Origin of the sequence: Leeia speluncae (assembly GCF_020564625.1) — a bacterium.
Lineage (GTDB): Bacteria > Pseudomonadota > Gammaproteobacteria > Burkholderiales > Leeiaceae > Leeia > Leeia speluncae.
This window is the reverse complement of the sequence record NZ_JAJBZT010000006.1, coordinates 92,997-115,690: the sequence shown is the minus strand read 5'-3', so window position 1 is coordinate 115,690 and position 22,694 is coordinate 92,997. Positions and strand designations below refer to the sequence as shown.

The 22,694-nt window shown below is 45.1% G+C and carries 24 protein-coding genes; 14 read left to right on the top strand and 10 right to left on the bottom strand.

The genetic code is table 11. The annotated features are described in order from the left end of the window. The first annotated feature begins 254 nt into the window (after positions 1-254). The 6 genes from LIN78_RS11950 (at position 255) to LIN78_RS11930 (ending at position 2,928) form a co-directional block, all read left to right on the top strand. Positions 255-461 carry a crAss001_48 related protein gene (locus LIN78_RS11950; protein WP_227181069.1) on the top strand — a complete coding sequence of 69 codons (207 nt, stop codon included), beginning with the start codon at positions 255-257 and terminating at the stop codon, positions 459-461. 282 nt (positions 462-743) lie between these two features. Next, positions 744-905 carry a hypothetical protein gene (locus tag LIN78_RS11945; RefSeq protein WP_227181068.1) on the top strand — a complete coding sequence of 54 codons (162 nt, stop codon included), beginning with the start codon at positions 744-746 and terminating at the stop codon, positions 903-905. Between the two features lie 91 nt (positions 906-996). After that, positions 997-1,428 (top strand): hypothetical protein, encoded by a 432-nt coding sequence (locus LIN78_RS11940; protein WP_227181067.1) that lies wholly within the window; start codon positions 997-999, stop codon positions 1,426-1,428. Between the two features lie 2 nt (positions 1,429-1,430). After that, positions 1,431-2,051, top strand: coding sequence for a 3'-5' exonuclease (locus LIN78_RS11935; RefSeq protein WP_227181066.1), 621 nt, complete (start codon positions 1,431-1,433; stop codon positions 2,049-2,051). Between the two features lie 38 nt (positions 2,052-2,089). Further along, positions 2,090-2,326, top strand: a complete 237-nt coding sequence (locus LIN78_RS18415) for a hypothetical protein (RefSeq protein ID WP_373307756.1) — start codon at positions 2,090-2,092, stop codon at positions 2,324-2,326. A 260-nt stretch (positions 2,327-2,586) separates the two neighbouring features. Beyond that, complete coding sequence (locus tag LIN78_RS11930) at positions 2,587-2,928, top strand: hypothetical protein (RefSeq protein WP_227181065.1); 342 nt, start codon at positions 2,587-2,589, stop codon at positions 2,926-2,928. A gap of 73 nt (positions 2,929-3,001) precedes the next feature. Here the strand turns inward: LIN78_RS11930 and LIN78_RS11925 are convergent, their stop codons facing one another. After that, positions 3,002-3,688: a response regulator transcription factor gene (locus LIN78_RS11925; protein WP_227181064.1), complete on the bottom strand. Its 687-nt coding sequence runs from the start codon at positions 3,686-3,688 to the stop codon at positions 3,002-3,004. Positions 3,689-4,579: 891 nt separating this feature from the next. On the opposite strand from LIN78_RS11925, the gene LIN78_RS11920 reads away from it, so the two are divergent. The 3 genes from LIN78_RS11920 to LIN78_RS11910 are packed head-to-tail and all read left to right on the top strand — an operon-like array spanning position 4,580 to position 6,071. Continuing rightward, positions 4,580-5,500 (top strand): DNA cytosine methyltransferase, encoded by a 921-nt coding sequence (locus LIN78_RS11920; protein ID WP_227181063.1) that lies wholly within the window; start codon positions 4,580-4,582, stop codon positions 5,498-5,500. A gap of 60 nt (positions 5,501-5,560) precedes the next feature. Further along, positions 5,561-5,812 carry a hypothetical protein gene (locus LIN78_RS11915; RefSeq protein WP_227181062.1) on the top strand — a complete coding sequence of 84 codons (252 nt, stop codon included), beginning with the start codon at positions 5,561-5,563 and terminating at the stop codon, positions 5,810-5,812. 28 nt (positions 5,813-5,840) lie between these two features. After that, on the top strand, positions 5,841-6,071 hold the full coding sequence (locus tag LIN78_RS11910; RefSeq protein WP_227181061.1) for a helix-turn-helix transcriptional regulator: 231 nt from the start codon (positions 5,841-5,843) through the stop codon (positions 6,069-6,071). Here the strand turns inward: LIN78_RS11910 and LIN78_RS11905 are convergent. The 3 genes from LIN78_RS11905 to smpB all read right to left on the bottom strand — a co-directional run bounded on the left by LIN78_RS11905 (position 6,058) and on the right by smpB (position 9,735). Further along, the gene (locus LIN78_RS11905) at positions 6,058-7,251 is read right to left on the bottom strand and encodes a tyrosine-type recombinase/integrase (RefSeq protein WP_227181060.1); all 1,194 of its coding nucleotides are present in this window, start codon (positions 7,249-7,251) and stop codon (positions 6,058-6,060) included. The genes LIN78_RS11910 and LIN78_RS11905 overlap by 14 nt on opposite strands. Before the next feature lie 308 nt (positions 7,252-7,559). Continuing rightward, entirely contained in the window at positions 7,560-9,116 is a 1,557-nt protein-coding gene (guaA, locus tag LIN78_RS11900; RefSeq protein ID WP_227181059.1) for a glutamine-hydrolyzing GMP synthase, read from the bottom strand. Positions 9,117-9,279: 163 nt separating this feature from the next. Next, a complete protein-coding gene (gene smpB, locus LIN78_RS11895; protein WP_227181058.1) occupies positions 9,280-9,735 on the bottom strand; it encodes an SsrA-binding protein SmpB in 456 nt (151 codons plus the stop codon). 824 nt (positions 9,736-10,559) lie between these two features. On the opposite strand from smpB, the gene aceA reads away from it, so the two are divergent. From aceA to pdxH, 3 genes are all read left to right on the top strand, one after another. Then, complete coding sequence (aceA, locus tag LIN78_RS11890) at positions 10,560-11,858, top strand: isocitrate lyase (RefSeq protein ID WP_227181057.1); 1,299 nt, start codon at positions 10,560-10,562, stop codon at positions 11,856-11,858. A 148-nt stretch (positions 11,859-12,006) separates the two neighbouring features. After that, positions 12,007-12,864, top strand: a complete 858-nt coding sequence (locus LIN78_RS11885) for a DMT family transporter (RefSeq protein WP_227181056.1) — start codon at positions 12,007-12,009, stop codon at positions 12,862-12,864. 100 nt (positions 12,865-12,964) lie between these two features. After that, positions 12,965-13,603 (top strand): pyridoxamine 5'-phosphate oxidase, encoded by a 639-nt coding sequence (gene pdxH / locus LIN78_RS11880; protein WP_227181055.1) that lies wholly within the window; start codon positions 12,965-12,967, stop codon positions 13,601-13,603. Between the two features lies 1 nt (position 13,604). Here the strand turns inward: pdxH and LIN78_RS11875 are convergent, their stop codons facing one another. After that, a complete protein-coding gene (locus LIN78_RS11875) occupies positions 13,605-14,507 on the bottom strand; it encodes a LysR family transcriptional regulator (RefSeq protein WP_227181054.1) in 903 nt (300 codons plus the stop codon). Positions 14,508-14,705: 198 nt separating this feature from the next. Here LIN78_RS11875 and LIN78_RS11870 point away from each other — a divergent pair, with 198 nt between their 5' ends. Further along, positions 14,706-16,871 carry a malate synthase G gene (locus LIN78_RS11870; protein WP_227181053.1) on the top strand — a complete coding sequence of 722 codons (2,166 nt, stop codon included), beginning with the start codon at positions 14,706-14,708 and terminating at the stop codon, positions 16,869-16,871. A gap of 116 nt (positions 16,872-16,987) precedes the next feature. On the opposite strand, the gene LIN78_RS11865 is transcribed toward LIN78_RS11870, so the two are convergent. Both LIN78_RS11865 and LIN78_RS11860 read right to left on the bottom strand, forming a co-directional pair. Continuing rightward, positions 16,988-17,191 carry a hypothetical protein gene (locus LIN78_RS11865; RefSeq protein WP_227181052.1) on the bottom strand — a complete coding sequence of 68 codons (204 nt, stop codon included), beginning with the start codon at positions 17,189-17,191 and terminating at the stop codon, positions 16,988-16,990. Between the two features lie 93 nt (positions 17,192-17,284). Next, on the bottom strand, positions 17,285-18,181 hold the full coding sequence (locus LIN78_RS11860; protein WP_227181051.1) for an NUDIX hydrolase: 897 nt from the start codon (positions 18,179-18,181) through the stop codon (positions 17,285-17,287). 132 nt (positions 18,182-18,313) lie between these two features. On the opposite strand from LIN78_RS11860, the gene LIN78_RS11855 reads away from it, so the two are divergent. Continuing rightward, the gene (locus tag LIN78_RS11855) at positions 18,314-19,903 is read left to right on the top strand and encodes a methyl-accepting chemotaxis protein (RefSeq protein ID WP_227181050.1); all 1,590 of its coding nucleotides are present in this window, start codon (positions 18,314-18,316) and stop codon (positions 19,901-19,903) included. 81 nt (positions 19,904-19,984) lie between these two features. On the opposite strand, the gene thiD is transcribed toward LIN78_RS11855, so the two are convergent. Genes thiD through LIN78_RS11840 form a run of 3 tightly spaced genes read right to left on the bottom strand, consistent with a single transcriptional unit; the run spans position 19,985 to position 22,694 of the window. Beyond that, entirely contained in the window at positions 19,985-20,797 is an 813-nt protein-coding gene (gene thiD / locus LIN78_RS11850; RefSeq protein ID WP_227181049.1) for a bifunctional hydroxymethylpyrimidine kinase/phosphomethylpyrimidine kinase, read from the bottom strand. Further along, positions 20,794-21,873 carry a thiamine phosphate synthase gene (gene thiE / locus LIN78_RS11845; RefSeq protein WP_373307755.1) on the bottom strand — a complete coding sequence of 360 codons (1,080 nt, stop codon included), beginning with the start codon at positions 21,871-21,873 and terminating at the stop codon, positions 20,794-20,796. The genes thiD and thiE overlap by 4 nt, the downstream gene beginning before the upstream one ends. Next, entirely contained in the window at positions 21,864-22,694 is an 831-nt protein-coding gene (locus LIN78_RS11840) for a thiazole synthase (RefSeq protein ID WP_227181048.1), read from the bottom strand. The genes thiE and LIN78_RS11840 overlap by 10 nt, the downstream gene beginning before the upstream one ends.

Below are 22,694 nucleotides of genomic sequence, written 5' to 3'. Positions count from 1 at the left end.
TTTGACCAGTCACACACGATGCAGCGCCACGACTCTCAGCGTATAGGAAGAGAGTTCATCCTTCTGGCGGTTCATGTTTATGTGAGAAAACGACTTAGCGGTAAGTTGAATTTAGAAGAGCCGCCAGAAGAATGAAGCGAACGGTAATGACGTTTCATTGGGTGAAATCCTGCACCGCCGACCTGATAGGGTAAAGAACGAAAATCCCAAAATGCGGTAAATCAGGCACAAACCACTAAACAACCGGAGGCTATATGCCAGATGTCACTTTAGAAAACCACCAACAACGCGTAGTAGAAGAGAAAAACGAACTACAAGAAAAGCTATCAAAGCTAAACGAATTCCTTGCTAGCAAAGATGTTTTAGAACTTAGTTTGAAAAATAGACTTCTCATGACAGAACAAGCTGAGTGGATGAGTAGATACCTTGCTGTTTTAGAAAAACGCATTGCTCTTTTTTAAGTAACGCGCTACTGGCATACCAGTCACCACATTTATATAACCGGAAAACGCTAGCAGCAAAGCCGGTTATCTCTTGCCAGCCAGACGCCGGCGCGGCGGCGCAAAACAGCCCGTACCTATTGAGTTAGGAGCAAACCACTTGCCGCTGGGCAAGGACTGGCAACCCAGCCCCAATTCATTACTTGCAGCAATCAGCAGCAATATTTACCGCCTCTCTCCTCTGTCCAGCTTGTGGACAATTATCGCCCGGCCTAGTGCCAGGTATTTTTTCGGAGTTACATCATGGTCAAATTTCCAGATCTGAATAAAAGCCTTCCAGAACTTCAAGACGAAGCAGCTGCTGCAGGCGGTATCCTCCAACACAATCTAAAAACCGGCCAAGCCATTATTGCTGACTTTATTGTTTCTGGCTTTCGCCCTCTGCCTGTAGTGTTTAAATCATGAAGCAAAAGCTAATCACTCTGGCACTAGCTAGCGTCATGCTAATGATGTTTATCACCGCCCAGGCATTAGATACTTTTCATAGGGTTTAATCATGCTAATGAGAAAACCACCTCGGCAAAATCCTACAACCCAACAAGTTAAAGCAGCGTTTTCAATAATGGATCGCTTATTTGCCCAATTAAGAACTGGTGAGATAGACACGATTGGCGACATACCAGTCATAAAGAGAGTCGAAGGTATCTATTCTGATTTGCGGCCCCCTCTTCTTGGCTGGATAGATACATGGGAATTCATTCTTAAAGAAACCGGCGATAGCATTGATCTAAAGCCCCTATTTGAGATTTACCTATGCCTCCAAGACGACAAGCCAATGACTAGACAGATGGTAAATGAAGGCGAAAAGGTTCAGCGGCGACTTAGGCACATTTATAGCCAGCAAGATATACATCTATTCGCTCGCATCGCCCAGCAACGACAAACCGCCTACGCCATTAACAAACATTTTTACCTTGAGAGCGAATAGCAATGCTTAACCTTTTACCTTTATGGAAGTTCATCTTCCCGACCTTCAAACCATTAAAAAAACTTACAAAAGCCATGATTGATATTGAAACAGCAGGTAAAGCCCCTGGCTGTATCGTGCTAACAATGGCTGCTGTCCTCTTTGATCAAAACGGAAAAATTTCTGAAACATTAGAACTTGCGATCAGCTATGACGAATCTAGTAGCGTTGGCCTAACCTGCGATGCAAACACCCAAGCATGGTGGCATACCCAAGCGGCAGAAACATTTAGGCTTGTTTGGGAACCAGAACATGTAACAGCAGGCAAAGAGGCTTTTGAAAAGCTATTTGAATTCTGCCAGTCTGCAGACGAAGTATGGTCTAAAGGATCTGACTTTGACTTTCCTATTATCAAAGCAGCGGCCCAAGCATTTGGGTCTGACACGAGTCTCATGTGGGACTACTGGAAGCAACGCGACCTTCGCACGATGATCAAGCTACTACCGCATGTAACACATACAAAAACAAACATTGCACATACAGCTTTAGGCGATGCCATCGACCAGACAAAACACCTTCAGAAGCTACTAGCAGAACTGAAGAAATTGACGCCTAGCAATCTTTTACACTCACTCTTCAGATAATATTAAAATCTAAAAATCTGTCCAGCTATTACCGGCCTATGAAAAAGATTACTCACATCCTGCCCAAAGATTTTGACACAGCAGCCCTAAGAAAGAGTCTTGGACTACGCCAAGACGAGTTTTGGGGGCCTGTAGGAATAGAACAGTCTCAAGGATCTAGATATGAGAGTAATCGTCGCTTACCTGATCCACTTAGGCTACTTTTACCAATTGTCTATGAATTAGAAACTCAACAGTTAGAGGATTTTAGACCAAAAACCTTACGAAAGAGATAAATCAGAACATTTACGACTGTGTATGCGCATATAGCTATACAACAATGTAACCACAAGCATTTTACATATAAAAAAAACCGCTCTGCCCCAATTTTTTTTATTTCATTGATCCCTAGCGGAAAACTAACACTCTTGGGTTGGCTAGAAAAGAAAAGGAACTAAAAAATTACAGCAATTTCAGTTTAGTGCACTTGCTCCTTATTGAAATAACATGCTATAAAAGATCAATAAGTTATATTTCTGTAATCTGGAGGCAAATGATGTCTGCTAGAAATACACACACTAACGATACAAGAGCACGACAAGCAAACGACCAATATGCTAGTGCGATTGCGAATGTCAGAGTCTCACATCATTTGTCTGATGAAATACAATATCTTGGTATAGCCATTTATTCAATTGATACAAATGAATACATAGCCACTTATCATGATGATAGCTACAAAATCCGCGTAGGATTCAGCCAGTCTCCCACAAATGCAATGATATTTGACTCTCCAGAAGAGGCTATGTTGATCGCAAAAAATATAACTTATGAGACGACACTAGCTTTCATTTTTGACACACAAAAAAAGATAATTGCTATCATTCAATATCTTTAGCAAGAATTAAATGCTTTACATAAATCACCGAATCAGCCAAAAGGTGGCTAAACGGCAATTTAATAAAACGTATTCAGATTGCCTCTAATCTATAACCATAGTTATAAACAGACTTAAGTCTTAAATTATGGGCCGAGCCAATATGCAACTTTTGCCGAAGTCGAGAAATATGCGCATCAATAGTTCGACTGTCCTCAGAACTTTCAACGCCCCATATTCGTTTACCGATATAATCTCGTGAAATAGATTTTCCTACATTCCGAAAGAAAATCAATGCAAGGTCAAATTCTTTTTTGGTAAGTGGCACTATTTTTTCATTGATTTTTGCAAAGCTACTCTTTGCACTGAACTGGTAGTCACCAAAGACAAAGTCTTTTTCTTGAAATTGGTAATGATGCGAGCGTCTATGTAACACCTTAATTCGCATTAACAACTCGCCACGGTGAAAAGGAGCCTTTACGACATCATCAGCTCCTGCTTCTAAAAATTTAACTGCAATTTCTGGATCGACCAATGGAGTAATAACTATTACCGGAGAAAAATTCATAGACTGCTGACGCATGCTGCGCAGCAGATCAAGACTCGGGTGTTGATTTGAACAAACTGCAAGTAAGATAATCTCAAATGAATTTGCAAACAACAAACTACGGCTGCAGTCAGCCTGCCCCCGAAATACCTCAATCAGTTCAACATGATCAGCAAGAAGTGCTTTTAGGTCATTAAGACATTGATCACCAAATTGAAGAATAGCGATTCTCATTTTTTACATAACCTTTGCTCTATACATAAAAAAGCAAGGCATAGTAAGTGAATAATTGCATAGATACCCTGATTCATTGCCTCATTAGCAAGATAGCATGGTAATACCATTTAACAACAGAGCGCCTATATAGATTGTTACACTCTTTAACATTTTTAAATCCAAAGAGTTTACTTCAAGCCACCAGCAACTAAGTTGCAGCCCCGATCATTACTACGATAGAACAAGAAATACCCCCGCCAAGGAAAGAAAATAAATTTTAAGAGAGATACTAAAATTGAGAACAAAATATCAGCAGCAAAAACTTAAATGTCTTCAATCATTTAATGAGCAAAATCTAGATAAATTAAGATTGTTCAGCAAAGGTTGATTAAAATCTAAAAAAAATATGTTGCAATGCAATAAATACGCTTGCTTTATCGTGTTTATAAGTGGAGAATTCACCTAGCATCATCAATAAAGCAATTGATGTTGTTTGTGTCTCCTCTTTTCTCCTTTGGGAGTTTGCAAAGCAGCCGTCTGGCTGCTTTTTTTTACCCAATAATCTCCACCTGCATTCAAACAAATTTAGTCATTACTCATCACTGATAAAATTCCGCGCTGATCAATCGCCCCTTTTTGAAGTGATGACTCAACGAATAGATCAATTAGACGCTCAAGCCAAGAGGGGTTTGAAGCGAATACAATTAAAACTCAGCCAAGTTTAAACAAGTCCAAATAGGGTATATCCAATGAATTACTACAGACAATCTAGATAGCCCTTGGACAAACAGCAACCTGTTTGCAGAAAACAAAAGCGAGGATGAGTTCTGAGTGCAAAGACGAGATCAGAACACATTTCCCCAATACCAAAGCCCCGACCAGATCGGGGCTTTTTCATGGATATTTGACATGCAATCCACTGCAATTGACCTTTTTGCAGGCTTAGGAGGTTGGTCTACCGGTGCAAGAATGGCGGGCATAAATGTACTTTGGGCGGCAAATCACTGGCCAGAGGCGGTTAAATGGCATGCAGAAAACCACCCTACCACAGCACACATTTGCCAAGACCTACACCAAGCTGATTGGACAGACGTTCCAAAGCATGACCTGCTACTAGCCTCACCATGCTGCCAAGGCCACTCAAAGGCCAGAGGAAAAACATCAGGAAACCCGCAACACGATGCAAGTAGATCCACCGCTTGGTCGGTTATCTCTGCAATTGAATTTCACCGACCACCGTTTGCTATCGTAGAAAACGTGGCTGAGTTTCTAGGTTGGGCACTTTACCCAGCATGGCTTTCAGCAATGAACGCCTTAGGCTACCAGGTGGCAGAACATGTAATTGATTGCGCAGACCTTGGTGTACCTCAAAACAGGATTCGCTTATTTCTTGTTTGTACAAAAAGCAAATCTCCTCTGCATTTGCGCCTTGAGAAACTAGAGCATGTCTCAGCCACCTCGTTTATTGATCTGACAGCGGGAAACTGGTCGCCAGTCGAGAAGCCCGGCAGAGCCGCAGCAACACTAGCCCGAATCACGTCAGGAAGAGCCGCTTACGGCGAGCAATTTGTTTTTAGCTACTACGGCAATACGAAGTCAGGGCGGTCACTGCTGCGTCCTATTGGCACTATAACGACCCGCGATCGATGGGCAATTGTAAATGGCGACAAGATGCGCATGCTAACAGCAGCCGAAACGCTTGCAGCCATGTCATTCCCTCCCGAAACAAAAACACCAAACAACCACCGCTTAACCGTACACATGGCGGGCAATGCAGTCCCGCCAGTAGCGGCCGCTCGAATTATCGAGGCAGCCTTAAAGGCGGCGTAACCAGACAATAGAAAGGCAGCAGCATGAGCACAACAAAACGAAAACTAACAGGAAATAACCATGAATCAACTTGAACATCTGGATGAAATCGCCCGCGAAGCGTGGCACGGCAAATATGATCGCATCGGCGTTTTGTCTAGCGGAGAACGCCGTTATGTCGCGCTGGCATCGGGCCGCATGCGTGAGATTTGCCCTGAAGACTCCATCGCCTACGCCGTGGACACGCTGGAACCGGAGTGGCTGGAACACATGACTGCGATTTGGCGCAACGCCTCACAACCGAAAGACAGCCACGTACCTGCAAAAAGGTAAAAGATAAGCTAGTAAAGGAGCAAACAAAATGAACTTTAAAACAATGATCGACCGCAAGACCCTGTTAACAATCGTTCCTTACTCAGATAGATCTATCTATAACATGGAAAAAGAAGGAAGATTCCCAAGACGAATTGCTCTAGGTGCCCGCAAAGTAGTTTGGGACTTGCAAGAGGTCGAAGCTTGGATTGAGTCACGCAAGCAATCTGGTGACAAAATCCAATCCCCAGGTACTAAGCCTTTTGTTAAGGCCGCTTAGCCCATCCATCAATCATGTTTGCCCAGTCTTGCAGCATCTCTCTCCGCTGCTCTGCATACTCCGCCCTATTGTAAACAGCCCTGACGCCTTTCTGCTCGTGGGCTAGACACTTCTCAATCCAATCACTGTTATACCCAGCCTCATGGAGCAATGTGCTTGCCGTGCGCCTTAGATCGTGCGGACCAAACTTGCCCAGGGGCTGGCCGTCCTTCTGTGCCTGTTCGTGCACAAGCGTAAGCACCCTATTTAATGTCGCACTGCTCATTGGTTTATCGCTATCGTATCTGGATGGCAGCACATAATCAGAGCCTCCAGAAAACGTCTTTAGTGCAACCAGTATCTCTATTGCTTGATCAGACAGGTAGACGATGTGCGCCCTTTTGGCTTTCATCCTTGCCTTTGGAATTGACCAAGTGGCATCGGTAAAGCTAATTTCTTCCCACTTCGCATTGGTTAACTCTGACTTGCGCACCATGGTCAACAACAGAAATTTTGCCGCCGATCGGATGATTGGCGTGGTGCCGACCTTTTCGAGATACTTGTACATCAGCCCGATTTCTTCGGGTGACAGCGCCCTTTCCTTGGGCTCAAATCTGGCGATCGTACTTGGCCTTACATCTTCCGCTGGATTTCTAACCTTCTCCCCACGCTCAATCGCCCACCGGAAAACATTGAGAATTACCTCACGCGCATGCACGGCAGAAGCTGGAGCACCACGCTCGACAATCGCAGTGGTAACCGATCGCACATCATCGGCAGTGATTTCGGCCATCTTCCATGCGCCAAATTTTGGTTTTAGCTCACGATTATAGATTGATCGGCGCATGTCTCTGGTAGATTCTGCCATCTCATAGCCTTTCAGCCACTTCTCAGCCCACCCACCAAAGGTATCAGCCTCTCTGACCTTATTCTTTTCTCTAGCCTTGGCCTTGGCTGGGGATTTCCCTTCCGCCAATAATCGCTTTGCCTCTCCCAGCATTTCCCGAGCCTCAGCCAAAGTGATGCCTCCGATACCATAGCAACCAAAAGTAATCGTCTCTTGGCGTCCGTGAATCGAGTAGTTATATCTGAAAGATATAGATCCAGCCTTGGTTACAGCAACATACAACCCGTCCCTATCTTGAACTTTATAGATCTTGTCTTTTGGCTTTAGGCTTTTTAACTTGGTATCGGTAAGCATGGCAATCACTCAAAACAATGTTTTGATACCATGATTTTTTAGTGTGTTTTTTGACGTATAAAACCTTTTATAATCAATAGGCTACATCAAAACGATACCATGTTCAGAGCAGAAAGCACTTCATGGCATTACCAAATGTATTCATGGCATCTATATGATAATTCCATGAATAGTACCAAGAAAAAACGATGCTTAACAGTGCCAGAGCTTGCCAGAAAATGCGAGGATAAAAATGAGAGAAGCCCGCTAGAATGCGGGCTTCAGGGGTGTTGCTTGCTTAGTGGTTCATGTCTTTGCTAGACAGAAAACTATTCCCACTCAATCGTTGCTGGTGGTTTACCAGACACATCATAAACCACGCGGTTGATACCACGTACTTCGTTGATGATACGGTTAGACACACGGCCTAGTAGTTCGTATGGTAGTTCTGCCCAATGCGCGGTCATGAAGTCGCTCGTTACGACTGCACGAAGTGCTACTACGTAATCGTAAGTACGGCCATCGCCCATCACACCCACTGATTTCACAGGCAGGAATACAGCAAACGCTTGGCTAGTTTTATCGTACCAACCAAAGTTACGCAGTTCTTCGATGAAGATGGCATCTGCACGTTGTAGTAGACCAACGAATTCAGATTTCACTTCACCCAAGATACGCACACCTAGGCCAGGGCCTGGGAACGGGTGGCGATAAACCATGTGCGGAGGCAAGCCTAATGCCACACCTAGTTCACGTACTTCGTCTTTAAACAACTCACGTAGCGGCTCTAGCAGTTGTAGCTTTAGTGTATCTGGCAAGCCGCCCACGTTGTGGTGGCTCTTAATGGTGTGGGCTTTTTTGGTTTTGCTACCAGCCGATTCAATCACGTCTGGGTAGATTGTCCCTTGTGCCAACCATTTTGCGCTTGGCAATTTGGCCGATTCTTGCTGGAATACTTCCACAAACTCACGACCAATGATTTTACGCTTTTGTTCTGGATCAGACACACCTTCTAGATGCTTCATGAAGTCTTCTGCGGCATTCACGTGAATTACTTTCACGCCTAGGTTGCCAGCAAACATTTCCATTACTTGTTCTGCTTCTTTGTAACGCAACAAACCGTGGTCTACAAACACACAAGTGAGTTGATCGCCAATGGCGCGGTGAATCAGCGCAGCAGCAACAGAAGAGTCCACGCCACCAGACAAGCCTAGAATCACTTCATCAGAACCCACTTGCTCACGAATACGAGCAACCGCAGTTTCAATGTAATCTTTCATTACCCATGATGGTGCAGCACCAGCAATTTCTAGTACAAAACGATTAATCATCGCTGTACCTTGTTTGGTATGCGTTACCTCTGGGTGGAACTGTACTGCATAGAATTTACGGTCTTCGTCAGCAATCGCAGCGATTGGGCAAGAATCGTTACTTGCAATCACTTTAAAGCCTTCAGGCACCGCTGTTACTTTATCGCCATGGCTCATCCAAACATCTAACAAACCATGACCTTGGTCATTGGTTTTGTCTTGAATGTCACGGAATAAAGCAGAGTGGCCACGTGCACGGATTTCTGCGTAGCCGAATTCACGAACATTACCGCTTTCTACTTTACCGCCCAGTGATTGCGCCATCCATTGCATACCGTAGCAAATACCTAATACTGGTACGCCTAGTTCAAATAGCGCTGGATCTGCTTGGTAATCACTCTCGTAAACTGAGTTAGGGCCACCAGATAAGATGATTGCTTTTGGTGCAAAATCACGAATGAAGTCAATGGTGACATCAAATGGGTGAATTTCACTGTAAACGTGAGCTTCACGAACACGGCGAGCAATCAGTTGGGTAACTTGAGAGCCGAAATCAAGGATAAGGATTTTGTCCATAACGGGTGATCCAATCATACTGAGCAATGTCGCTCGGGTTTTTCAAGAACAGCGATTAGCAAATAACGACAATTTACCAATCATTTACTTTTTGATTATGACAAGCATTTTGGCTTGCCATAATGACAGTGCCGGGATAGCCCGGCACTGTGTTCACCATGCATTAATCACGGTTTCTTGCATTCTTCATGACGCGATCAATTTCTCTTTTCGCATCTTTCTCTTTTTCTGTATCACGCTTGTCGTGTTGTTTTTTACCACGTCCAAGGCCAATTTCTAGCTTGATACGGCCACGTACATAGTGCATATCTAACGCCATGAGCGTATAGCCTGCACGCTCTACTTTGCCGATTAGCTTTTCCATTTCACGCATATTCAGTAATAACTTACGATCACGCGTGGAGTTTGGAACAATGTGGGTACTAGCGGTTTTTAGTGGCGTAATGTGCGCGCCCACTAAGTAAAATGCGCCACGAAGCCATTTTACATATGACTCTTTTAGCTGCACTTTTCCTTCACGAATCGCTTTTACTTCCCACCCTTCTAGGACGAGACCCGCTTCGTATTTCTCTTCAATGAAGTAGTCGTGAAATGCTTTTTTATTAGATGCAATGCTCATTTAGCACTTTTTCTTGGCGTAACAGTGTAAAAAAACCACTGAAATAAAAAGATAATTTTAACAGATTTCTGTTTTTCTCGCATCAACCTTAGTGGTTAACACGCATACATCAAAAAAATGTTGCAGTGCACTTTTTTGATGTTTAGTTGTCTAACTAATCAAAGCACGCCCACCCAATTGGCTTATCTGTTAGGAAACACGCCAATTTAGCCATTTTCTTTCGTCAACTAAGTATCGCAAGTTTTGCAACAGACTATTTTAGTTAGCCAACTTAGGTTTAGCAGGCTGATATTTTGATAAATTTTTCAAATACTTAGCATCAAACTCTATGATGATGTTGCACTGCACATTTCGTATTTTTTTGTGTAATAATGAATTCACTATCTAAACAGACACACGTGCAAATGATCTGTTTGCCATGTGTTTTAGGTAGCGCAAACGCAACCCGCTCGCGCCCCTAATAGGACGCCGGATGAGACCTCCGGCCCCCTGTGAAGATTTGCAGTGCTGTGAACCAAACGGTGCTTTATATAGATTGTATTTCTGAAACCTAGTTTCGCATTTTGTTTAGTTAGTGATTGTTTGTAATTGCAGTGCAATCAATCCATGAAAAGCTAACAACTGTTTTGAAGTACAAAGTAATGAAGCAACCGACATTGTAAAAAGCAAATGCTGCAGTCGGCATCGATGCTGGCTAGCTACCGTTTCTAGACAATCTCTATAAACGTGTACGAGACAGCAACGTGCCGTAGCGATACAAGACCCCCTCTCACCCGTCTTGTATTGGTTAACGACTGACATAGCAACCAAAAAAGGGGTTTCAGATGACTACACGTGAACAACAAATCGCCGCGCTAGAAAAAGACTGGGCAGAAAATCCACGCTGGAAAGGGATCAAACGCGGTTATTCCGCTGCTGATGTCGTTCGTCTACGTGGTTCTTTGCAAGTTGAATATACATTGGCTCGCCATGGTGCAGAAAAGCTATGGAACTTAGTCAATAACGAACCATATATTAACTGTCTAGGCGCGTTGACCGGTGGTCAAGCAATGCAACAGGTTAAAGCAGGTATCAAAGCGATTTACTTATCTGGCTGGCAAGTAGCTGCAGATAATAACGAATACGCGGCGATGTACCCAGATCAATCTCTATATCCAGTGGATTCTGTACCTAAAGTGGTTGAGCGTATTAATAATGCGTTTACCCGTGCAGACGAAATTCAATGGTCTAAAGGCCTAAATCCTGGCGATAAAGGTTATATCGATTACCACGCTCCAATCGTGGCAGATGCAGAAGCTGGTTTCGGTGGCGTACTAAACGCATTTGAATTAATGAAAGCGATGATTCGCTCTGGTGCGGCTGGTGTGCACTGGGAAGATCAGTTGGCTTCAGTGAAAAAATGTGGCCACATGGGCGGTAAAGTATTGGTGCCAACACAAGAAGCGGTACAAAAACTGATTGCAGCGCGTATGGCTGCAGACGTTTACGGTGTACCAACCCTAGTGATTGCACGTACGGATGCAGAAGCAGCTGACTTGCTAACTTCTGACTACGATGAAAACGACAAACCATTCTTGACTGGTGAGCGGACAGCAGAAGGCTTCTACAAAACCAAAAAAGGTTTGGAACAAGCGATTTCTCGTGCTGTAGCCTATGCTGACTACGCCGACTTGGTATGGTGTGAAACTGGTACGCCAGATCTAGAATTTGCGCGCAAATTTGCAGAAGCTGTTCATGCAAAACATCCAGGCAAAATGTTGGCTTACAACTGCTCTCCATCATTTAACTGGAAGAAAAACTTGGATGACGCAACGATTGCGAAATTCCAACGTGAATTGGGCGCAATGGGCTACAAATATCAGTTCATTACTTTGGCTGGTATTCACAACATGTGGTACAACATGTTCGATTTGGCTCAAGACTACGTTGCACGTGGCATGTCTGCTTACGTGGAAAAAGTACAAGAGCCAGAATTCGCCGCCCGCGACCGTGGTTACACCTTCGTATCACACCAACAAGAAGTGGGTACTGGTTACTTCGATGATGTAACAACCGTTATCCAAGGTGGTGTTTCTTCTGTTACTGCACTAACCGGTTCTACCGAAGAAGAGCAGTTCCACTAAAAACACAGCTACCTCATACATGCCTCACCGCTAGTTTTGTGCGGTGAAGCAGCGTAGAATATCAATTCCCCCGGCGCATGTAATGTGCTGGGGGTTTTGTTTTTATACCTTATGTATTAACTCTCCCCCATTGATAAGCTGATTTAGCATGAGCCATAAGCATTCGATAGAAGCGGATTTACTAATGATCTTAGTGACATTAATTGCCGCAGCGGGATGGATTTTTTCTTTAAAAACCATGGAAGTGATGCCCCCATTATTGTTTTTAGGGGTTCGGTTTTTAATTGCAGGGATAGTAGTTGGCAGTTTTGGTTGGAAACAATTTGCCACGCTCAGCAAAACACAGCTGAAATTTAGCTTTCTGATTGGCGGGATTATGTCTCTCGCCATGATGTGCTGGATGGTCGGTCTTTACCATGCCACACATGTTGGTGTTGGTGCCTTTATTACTAGCCTAGGCATGGTGATTGCCCCCATCCTAGGCATGATGATGTTTAAAACCAAGCTATCTACCCTAAACTGGGTGGCGGCTGCAATTGCAGCCGTTGGCCTTGGTTGCCTATCGCTTTCTCGAGGCATTAGCCTTTCATTTTCGGATACGCTCTTTTTAGCAAGTGCGTTTGGCTTTGCGATTCAGTTTAATCTGAACTCCCATTACGCCAAAGGGATGCCGGTAACTTGCTTAACAGGCATTCAGTTAGCACTGACGGGTTTGGTTTCTTTAATTTGTGGCTCATTCACAGAAACATACCCTGCCCATTTTGGTCACGAAACCTTACTTTGGTTGTTGGCGAGTATTTTAGTGGCAACTAGTCTGCGCTTTTTCTTGCAGATTAAAGCGCAAGGCATGACGCCAGTAAAACATGCAGCGCTGATTATGACTTTAGAACCGGTATGGACTAGCTTGCTGGCCGCCTGGTGGTTGCACGACAAAATGAACGGCACACAGGTATTTGGCTGTGTGTTGATTTTTGTCGCCTTACTCGTTGGCAGATTGGGTAGATAATTAAACTAAACCAGCAAGTGTTTTCGTATTAGTACTTGCAGACACCTATTGAAGGCAGGACAATATTTGCCTTCATCTCCCCCTATTTTGAGGATTTCCTATGTCCTTAGCGTTAGCAGATATTCGTAAAGATTACTCCAGACAAGAATTGTCACCAGAAGATTGCGCCAGCGATCCTATCTCTCAATTCGAAAAGTGGCTGCAAGAAGCCATGAGTGCAGAAGTACCTGAACCAACCGCGATGAATGTCGCGACGGTTGGTGCAGATGGCCGCCCATCTTCGCGCATTGTGCTGCTAAAAGGCGTAGAAAATGGCCAGTTCCAGTTTTACACCAACTACAGCAGCCGCAAAGGCCAGCAGATAGATCACCTACCATTTGTGTCGATTACCTTTTTCTGGCCAGAATTAGAGCGCCAAGTCCGTATTGAGGGCAAAATCGAGAAGCTAGCGGAAGCAACATCAGATCAATACTTTGCCAGCCGGCCTTATGCAAGCCGCGTCGGTGCTTGGGCTTCTGAACAAAGTACAGAGATTTCTTCTAAATCGGTATTAGTGACGCGCGCGGCAGAGTTTGGTTTGAAATACCTTACCCATGTCCCACGCCCTCCGCACTGGGGTGGTTATGGTGTAACACCAGACCGCGTCGAGTTTTGGCAAGGAAGGCCCAGCCGTTTACATGATCGCGTCGTCTATTTGTTGGCGGATCAAGCGTGGAATAAAGTAAGGCTGGCACCTTAACTTACTGCTGCATCCAGTCTTGCTCGCCAGCAAAATGTGCTTTTAAGAAGTCGACAAACAGCCTAACCCGCAATGGTAATTGCCGTTGCGGGAAGAGTATATACACCCCAGTTGGCGGCGCAGCATACGCATCTAATACTGTGTGTAGCCGGCCTGATTCAATATCTTTACCAACTTCCCACCAACTACGCCACGCCAGCCCCAAGCCAGCTAGCGCCCATTCATGCAGCACGGCACCATCATTACATTCAAGTACCCCGCCTACTTTAACGGTTTGTACATCGCCCTCTTGTTGAAACATCCAGCCACGATGTTGGCTACTACCAGATAATAATAAGCATTGATGCTGTGCCAATTGCGCAGGGGTTTCTGGCACGCCTTCTCTTTCTAAGTAAGCGTGACTCGCCACCACCACACGGCGATTTTCTGCGAGTTTCACGCTAACCAAATTCGAATCAGGCAAACCGCCTATGCGAATAGAACAATCAATCCCTTCATTCACCAAATCGACAAGTCGATCAGTTAACTCTAGGGAAATACTGACTTCTGCATGCTGACTAGAAAACGCATGAACAAGCGGCGCGATAAAACGACGCCCAAACCCTGCAGGGGCAGAGACGCGCAAATGCCCTCTGGCCTTCACTCCGCCGAGCGTTACTGCCGCTTCGGCATTGGATAAATCCAATAAAATCCGCTGGCAATCTTCTAAAAACGCACTCCCCTCTCTGGTTAATGTCGTTTTTCGCGTCGTCCGGATTAATAATTTAATCCCTAATCTTGCTTCTAAGGCATCTAATCTTCGCCCAATAATGGAAGGCGTCACCCCTTCATCTCTTGCGACAGCAGATAAACTTCCTTTGCTTGCCACCCCGACAAATGAAGCAATTTGAACAAAAGGATCCATGTATTTCCCTTGGGTAACGGTTGATTCATTTTATACTAAAAGTAAAAGATTATTTGACCAAAATCTGACTTCCGCTTGACAAGAAACGAGCATAGACTTGCTGCAATGCAACTAAAATAGATATGTAAAGTCAGCTAATTAAATACCCTACTTTACGAGATGCGACGGATTCGACACTTCCAGGAAAGCGAGCACAACATGACGCAACGTATTACCAAACATCGTTTGAAAATTGCTGAAAACTTAGTTTCGTTTGTTGAAAATGAAGCCTTACCTGGAACAGGTGTGAATGCCACTGCATTTTGGGCGGGTGTGGATGCCCTATTCCACAATCTTGCACCAAAAAATAAAGCACTATTAGCTGAGCGCGATCGTTTACAAAGCGTGATTGATGATTGGCACCGCCAACATCCAGGCCCGATCCAAGACATGGCGGCCTACCAAGCATTCTTAACTAGCATTGGTTACTTAAAACCAGTACCTGCTGATGTCAAAGTAAATACACCGAATGTAGATAGCGAAATCGCGATGCAAGCAGGCCCACAGCTAGTGGTACCGGTGATGAATGCACGTTACGCCCTCAATGCAGCGAATGCACGCTGGGGCAGCCTATATGATGCGCTCTATGGCACGGATGCTATTTCTAGCGAAGGTGGCGCTGAATTAGGCAAAGATTACAACCCTGCACGCGGCGCAAAAGTAATCCGTTTTGGCCGCGACTTTTTAGATAGCACCATTCCACTGGCTGCTGGCTCTCATACAGAGGCGACAGCATATTCCGTGGTGGATGGCAAATTGGCTGTCACGCTAGAAAACGGCAAAACCACTCACTTACTTTCTTCATCTGCCTTCGTTGGCTTCCAAGGGGATGCTAACGCGCCGACTAGCTTGTTATTTGTTCACAATGCACTGCATTTTGAAATTCAAATTGATAAGCAAAACATTATTGGTGCACAAGATTTGGCTGGTGTTAAAGACATTATTATGGAAGCGGCTGTTAGCACCATTATGGATTGCGAAGATTCCGTTGCAGCCGTAGATGCCGACGACAAAGTGGTGGTTTACCGTAATTGGTTAGGGCTAATGAAAGGCGACTTAACAGAAGAAGTCGCCAAAGGTGGAAAGACCTTTACTCGCCGCTTAAACGCCGACCGTACCTTCCAAATGCCAGCCGGTGGTGAGGTGACCTTGCATGGCCGTTCGCTATTATTTATCCGTAACGTTGGTCACCTGATGACTAACCCAGCGATTTTGCTTGAAGATGGAAGTGAAGTGCCAGAAGGCATTATGGATGCAGTGGTTACCACGCTCATTGCATTACACGATATGCAACGCAAAGGTAACTCTCGCACCGGCTCGGTTTATATCGTAAAGCCAAAAATGCATGGCCCAGATGAAGTCGCTTTTGCGAGCGAAGTGTTTGCGAGCGTGGAAGATCTGTTAGGCCTCCCGCGTAATACCATGAAAATGGGCATTATGGATGAGGAACGCCGCACCAGCGTTAACCTAAAAGCATGTATTGCTGCGGCTGCTTCTCGTGTTGCGTTTATTAACACCGGCTTCTTAGACCGTACCGGCGATGAAATGCACACCTCGATGGAAGCAGGTGCAATGGTTCGCAAAGGCGATATGAAAAAAGCCAAGTGGATTGCTTCTTACGAGCTAAATAACGTACAAACCGGCCTAGATTGCGGACTACGTGGTTATGCACAAATTGGTAAAGGCATGTGGGCCATGCCAGATCTAATGGCAGATATGCTTCAACAAAAAGTAGTACATCCAAAGGCAGGTGCAAACACCGCTTGGGTGCCATCTCCTACTGCTGCGGTATTGCATGCACTGCACTATCACCAAATTAATGTGCAAGAAATCCAGACTTCGCTAGAGAAGCAAGCCAAAGTCGATTACTTGGCTGATTTGCTCACGATTCCAGTGGTAGAAAAGGATATTTGGAGCAAAGAAGAGAAGCAGCAAGAACTAGACAATAATGCGCAAGGTATCTTGGGCTATGTGGTTCGCTGGGTTGAGCAAGGTGTTGGTTGTTCTAAAGTGCCAGATATTCATAATGTTGGCCTAATGGAAGACCGCGCTACCTTACGTATTTCTAGCCAGCACATTGCTAACTGGTTGCGCCACGGTATTGTAGAGACAGAATTAGTCACCGAGACGCTAAAACGCATGGCAAAAGTAGTGGATGAGCAAAATGCGAATGACCCTGCTTACCAACCAATGTCTGCAAACTTTGAGAAATCAATCGCGTTTAAAGCGGCTTCTGATCTCATCTTTAAAGGGTGCGCTCAGCCAAGCGGTTACACAGAGCCATTGCTACATGAATGGCGCCAAGTAGCAAAAGCAGCCGTCTAAGCACCGCTTTTCTCGTTTGAACAAAAAAGCCACCAATTGATTAGGTGGCTTTTTTACATTTACAGCAGTTTAAAGCACATGCATGTGTGTACTACGCATACGCATTAAGAGAAAGCTTATGCTGCGCGGCTAGCACCTGCACCATGCGGGAAAGAGGCACGCAATTGAGACAACAATGATTGCAAGTCATCTACACGACGCTGGGTGAATGCGCTAAGTGGCTGTGTATTCCAGAATTTTAATTCTTTTTCTACGGCATGAACGCGGGATTTCAGAAAGTTACGTTCTTCACGGGTCAGAGGGGTAGTTTGAGCTGACATGTTTGGACTCCTTTTCGATTACCGACTTTACAAACGCCAGTTGGCGATACGTTAACTGATGTTCTGTATTAAGCAATAGCCGTGCCAGCTTTATCAAAAACGTCTCAAACCCGCTATTTTCCTAGCTTCCAGCCAATTCACCCATTCCGTCTTACTTTCTGACGCACCAAAGCGATGCACCAAACTAGAGACAATCGTTAAGGCTGCATCCCTTGTAAATGCACCATTTTGAATCTTTTCGATTACATCAGAGAGTGGCAAGCACTGAAAATCGCTCACTTCCCCATCTTGATTCTCTGGTTGCCAATTGGCATCTACCTCGACATCTTGAATCCACAACCATTCGCGGTGTAACCCTTCTGGCAACACACGCAGCGCAAGGCATTCATGACATAAAGGGAGACTAGTGGGTAGCGTTAACCCTGCCTCTTCCCACGCTTCACGAAGGATGGCTTCCGAGATAGATTCATTTCCTGCGACACCTCCTGCCATCGTATTGTCTAATTTGCCAGGGTCTACTTGCTTGCGTTCGCTGCGTTTCGCCACCCACAAATAGACTTTCTCACCCTTTTTTACCCACGCATTTAGATGAACAGCTCTACTGGTTAATCCAAGCGATCGAAATAAACCACGTTCTAACTGAAGCTCTGCAGTTAAAGCGCCTTCTCTTTTTATGTCTGGCGGTAATACGGCAAATCGCTCATTTCGCCATTCGATAAACGCACCCAATTTGTGCAATGGGAAAATTGTTTTTTCAAAAGCCAATAAAGTGGTTTGATTCCACTCTTTTTGAAAAACAAGACGCCCTACTTCATCGGTTTTCCACCATTCATTTAAAGCGGGCCATTTTGCTAATTGTTGCTGACTAATCCAACCCATTAATTGGTTCTGAACAAACCAAGGCGTCAGCGAAAGCTGATCGGCTAATTGCTGATCTGCAGTATCTTGCTCAGTTAACCAATCAAATAAAAGTGGCCAAGAAATATTCATCCAATTTCTTTCTAATACAGGTAGTATCTGTCAATTCTTGCAAAGATTATTCACTGCCAAACGCTACTCAAGGGAAAAGAGTTTGGTTAAACTTTGTAAAGACAACAACAAGATAATAATACGGAAGTCCACATGAAAAAAAACCTGCCAGTCACCACAACGGAGCGGTTTGTTCATCCAAGCCAGCCGATTGTGACCAAAACGGATTTAAAAGGGCGAATCACTTACGTTAATCAGGCCTTTTTGGATATTAGCGGTTATTCAAAAGAGGAGTTGATTCGGGAGCCTCATAATATTGTGCGACATCCAGATATGCCACCTGCAGCATTTCAGGATCTTTGGGATACCTTAAAACAAGACAGCCCATGGAAAGGCTTGGTTAAAAACCGAGCTAAAAATGGTGATTTTTATTGGGTAGAAGCTTACGCCAGCCCAATTAAAGAAAACGGTCAAACGGTTGGTTATGTCTCGGTCAGAAATACGCCAAATCGTGCGGATGTTGACGGTGCGGAAAAACTCTACCAAGCCGCCAATGCAGGGCAAGCCAGTATTCCAAAAACACAGGTTCATCACGGCTTACCGATTGCCGCCTATTTATTTGCGTCGGTCTTTGTGAGTTTACTCACCATGGGCTTACTGCTGCTGCCTTTACAAGATGGCTGGCGTGATGCAGTGGTGGGAGTTGGCGCCTTACTCACCGTCATTACGGCAGTAGTGATGCATAAGCTAATTACCCACCCGATTAAACAAGCGGAAGCGGCGATTCAGAAAATCTCGGAAAGCAATCTGAAAGAAAATATCGAGATTACGGGGTTTAGAGAAATCGCCCGTATGCTCACTTCTTTGCAGACAATGCGAATTAACCTGCGCGCGACCTTCTGCGATGTACTGCAGGCGGCAAACCGTGTGCATGATGATGCAGAAGCATTAACGAAACAAGCAGCAAAGATGGATGTAGAAACCGAAGACACCATTTCTGGTATTAACCAGATTGCAGCATCTTTAGAAGAACTAAGTACATCTATTTCTGAAATTTCACATGCGACCCAATCGAGTGCGACAGAAGCAGAAAAAACCAAAGCAATTGTTGAGCAAGGTAGAACCCATGTCGACGCGTCAATTGCATCGGTTTCTGATGTATTAAATGTAGTAAATGCAACGCATCAACAAATGGATGGATTGCAACAAGCAGCAGACCAAATTAGAACACTGACCACCACAATTAGAGAAATTGCCGACCAAACAAACTTGCTGGCGTTAAATGCGGCGATTGAGGCGGCACGTGCAGGTGAGCAAGGCAGAGGGTTTGCGGTAGTTGCTGATGAAGTGCGAAAACTAGCGGAAAGAACATCCAATAGCACCGTAGAAATTACCGCGACTATTCAGCGAATTTTAGAAGGTGTACAGCAAACCATTACCCACATTGATCACGTTGTGAATGCAGTAGAACACAGTACGGGATTAATTCAGGGTAACAAAGAGAACCTGGCAAAGATTCAAGAGGCAAGTGATCTGGTGAATGACAAAGCGAAAGATATTGCAAGTATGCTCGCTCATCAGTCTAGTACGTCAAATGAAATTACAACCAGCATGGTAAGCATCAACAACCTATCGGATAACCATATTGCAACTAGTAGCCAAATTAACCAAGCGGCGCTCGATTTAGAAAAAACCTCTGAATCACTAAATGATCTGCTAGACCACTTTAAGAAGTCGCTATAAGCCGAGTGTAGTCTCTTACAAAACAAAGCCCCAATAGATCGCTCCATTGGGGCTTTGTTTTTGTTGCATGTATTCAGTTTTTTATCGCCGCATAAACCCGCCATGGCCATGACCATTCCAGATGGTTTGGGACGCTAGTAACGATTCTGTCACGTATTGTTTCGCCCGCGTGACAGAGTCAACCATCGATTCCCCTTTTGCCAAATAGGTGGCTATCGCGGAAGACAAGGTACAGCCAGTGCCATGATCATTTCTAGTTTCCACCCGATTTGCTCGCAGCCAAATCGGCGATTGGATGTCTGTACGAGAAAGCAGCAAATCGACAACTTCTTCGCCTTCTACATGCGCCCCTTTAATTAGCACATGCGCTAACCCCATCTCGATCAACGCCTTTGCCGCCTTCAGCATGTCTTCTGGTTGAGTAATCTCGATACCGGTTAATACGCTCGCTTCTATGGCGTTAGGGGTTAATAATTCGAAATACGGGAAACAGGCGATTAATGAATCAAGCGCATCTTCAGACAATAAGCGTTTACCACTACTAGAAACCAGCACTGGATCACAGACAATCTTGCATAGCACATTATTAGATGCCCATGCTTGAAAGCTGTCGAGGAGCAGATTCACCACCTCTGTATTACCTAGCATGCCTAGTTTAATTGTATGCGGTGGCGCATCTTCCATTAACAAGGCGAGTTGCGCCTGCAAGAGATCGACAGGCAAGAGATGTACCGCATGAACGCCTAAGGAATTTTGAACCGTCAGCGCGGTGGGAATCGCCATTCCATAGGCACCAAGTAAAGCAATGGTGCGTAAATCTGCTTGAATGCCTGCTCCACCACTAGGATCAGAGCCGGCAATCGTTAATACTCTAGGAAATTCTGCTTGAATCATCCCTCGACCACTTGCTGCAATTGTTTCACCGCCTGCGTCAAATCTTCTGCCTCGGTGACTGCACGGACAACTGCGATGCTTTTCACTCCACTTTGCTTAACCAATGGCATTTCCACCAGAGAAATCCCGCCAATCGCCACTAATGGATAATGCGACTCCATTAGTTTGACATACTGCCCCAACTTGATTACCCCTTGTGGTAGTGTCGGCATTGATTTTGTTGGCGTGGCATAAATTGCCCCCATGGCGATATAGCTTGGTTTGAGTGCATGTGCTCTCAGCATTTCTACATAGCCATGCGTAGAGACACCAAGCCGCAAGCCGGCTTCTTGAATGATTTCAAGGATCGCAGTTTGTAAATCCTCTTGGCCAAGGTGCACACCGTAAGCCCCGAGTTCAATCGCCAGCTGCCAGTGATCATTAATAAATAGTCTGACCGGGTCATTCGGTGCATCGTATGCTTTGGCGAGTTGGACCGCTTTTGTCACTTCTTCACGGACAACGCCAGGATCAGGATGCTTACACCGCAATTGCAATGTTCTAACCCCTAATGCTAATAGCTTTGCAATCCAGTCGCTACTAGGGACAACAGGGTATAAACCTAACGCGTTAGGACAAGTCGCAAACGGTTTTTCACTGGTGGTTACCCCCTGTAGACTTGGGAATTTTGCTAACTCATCTGGCCAAGTTTCACCACAAGAGGCCATTGCTAGGGCAACCGCATCGTGCAGATCATAGTCATGCAATAGAAAGGCAGCGACTTTCTCAGGTGACAGTAATTTTTTAAAACGTGTAGTCTTTAATTGGTAGCGTTGCCCCTGATGGTAACAACAAACTTGTAAGCCATCTTCAAGCAACTGTTGGCAAACTGCAGAACCTCCCTCTAGACACCATCGGCTGTAATCGACATTTTTGTCGGTCACCCACCAAACCGCTTTGGTATTTGTTTCTACTAAGGTCGGTTTTTCAAAATAAAAAGACCAATTCGTCGAGCACAAAGCTGGCAGAGGCGCTAAATGGCTAGCTATCGCCCATGCCTCTTGAGAGATCGACTTATCTTCAAACATTACGGCCATGCACGGACCTCTTCTAAAGACTGCTGATGCCAAAACGGAGTGCCAAGCACAGGCGTACTCGGTGCAGCAGCCCTTTGTACCGGCATAGGGCCCGCCATCCAAGCATCTCGCCCGGCTTGCGTTGCGGCAGCAAATGCGCCAGCCATTTTCACCGGGTCTACCGCTCTTGCCACTGCCGTATTAAGTAGCACGCCATCAAAACCCCATTCCATGACTTGGGTCGCATGCGAAGGCAATCCTAAGCCTGCATCCACAATTAGGGGAACATCTGTAAAGCGCTCTCTTAAAGTTTGCAACGCCTCAGGGTTTCTCGGCCCTTGTCCTGTGCCAATCGGTGCAGCCCAAGGCATTAAGACTTCACAGCCGACATCCAATAGACGACGGCACAACACAAGATCATCTGTGCAATAAGGTAATACATGGAAGCCTTGTTTGACTAGATATTCTGCTGCTTCCACTAGTCCGTATGGGTCAGGTTGTAGCGTTTCATCGTCACCAATCACTTCTAGCTTAATCAGATTCGTCTCAAACAACTCCCGTGCCATTTCTGAGGTAGTAATGGCTTCTTGTACAGAATGACAACCCGCTGTATTTGGCAACACAGGAATATCCATCGCTTGAATCAATTGCCAAAAAGGCTGCCCTTCTTCCCCTCCGGCAAGCTGCTGACGACGCACAGAAACCGTTAACATTCCCGGTTGTGCAGCGGTGACAGCATCTGCCAATTGTTTCGGCGACTGGTATCTCGCTGTGCCTAGTAACATTCGGCTTTTCAGCACCTGTCCGTAAACCACAAATTCATCTTTTGCTAATGTATTCAT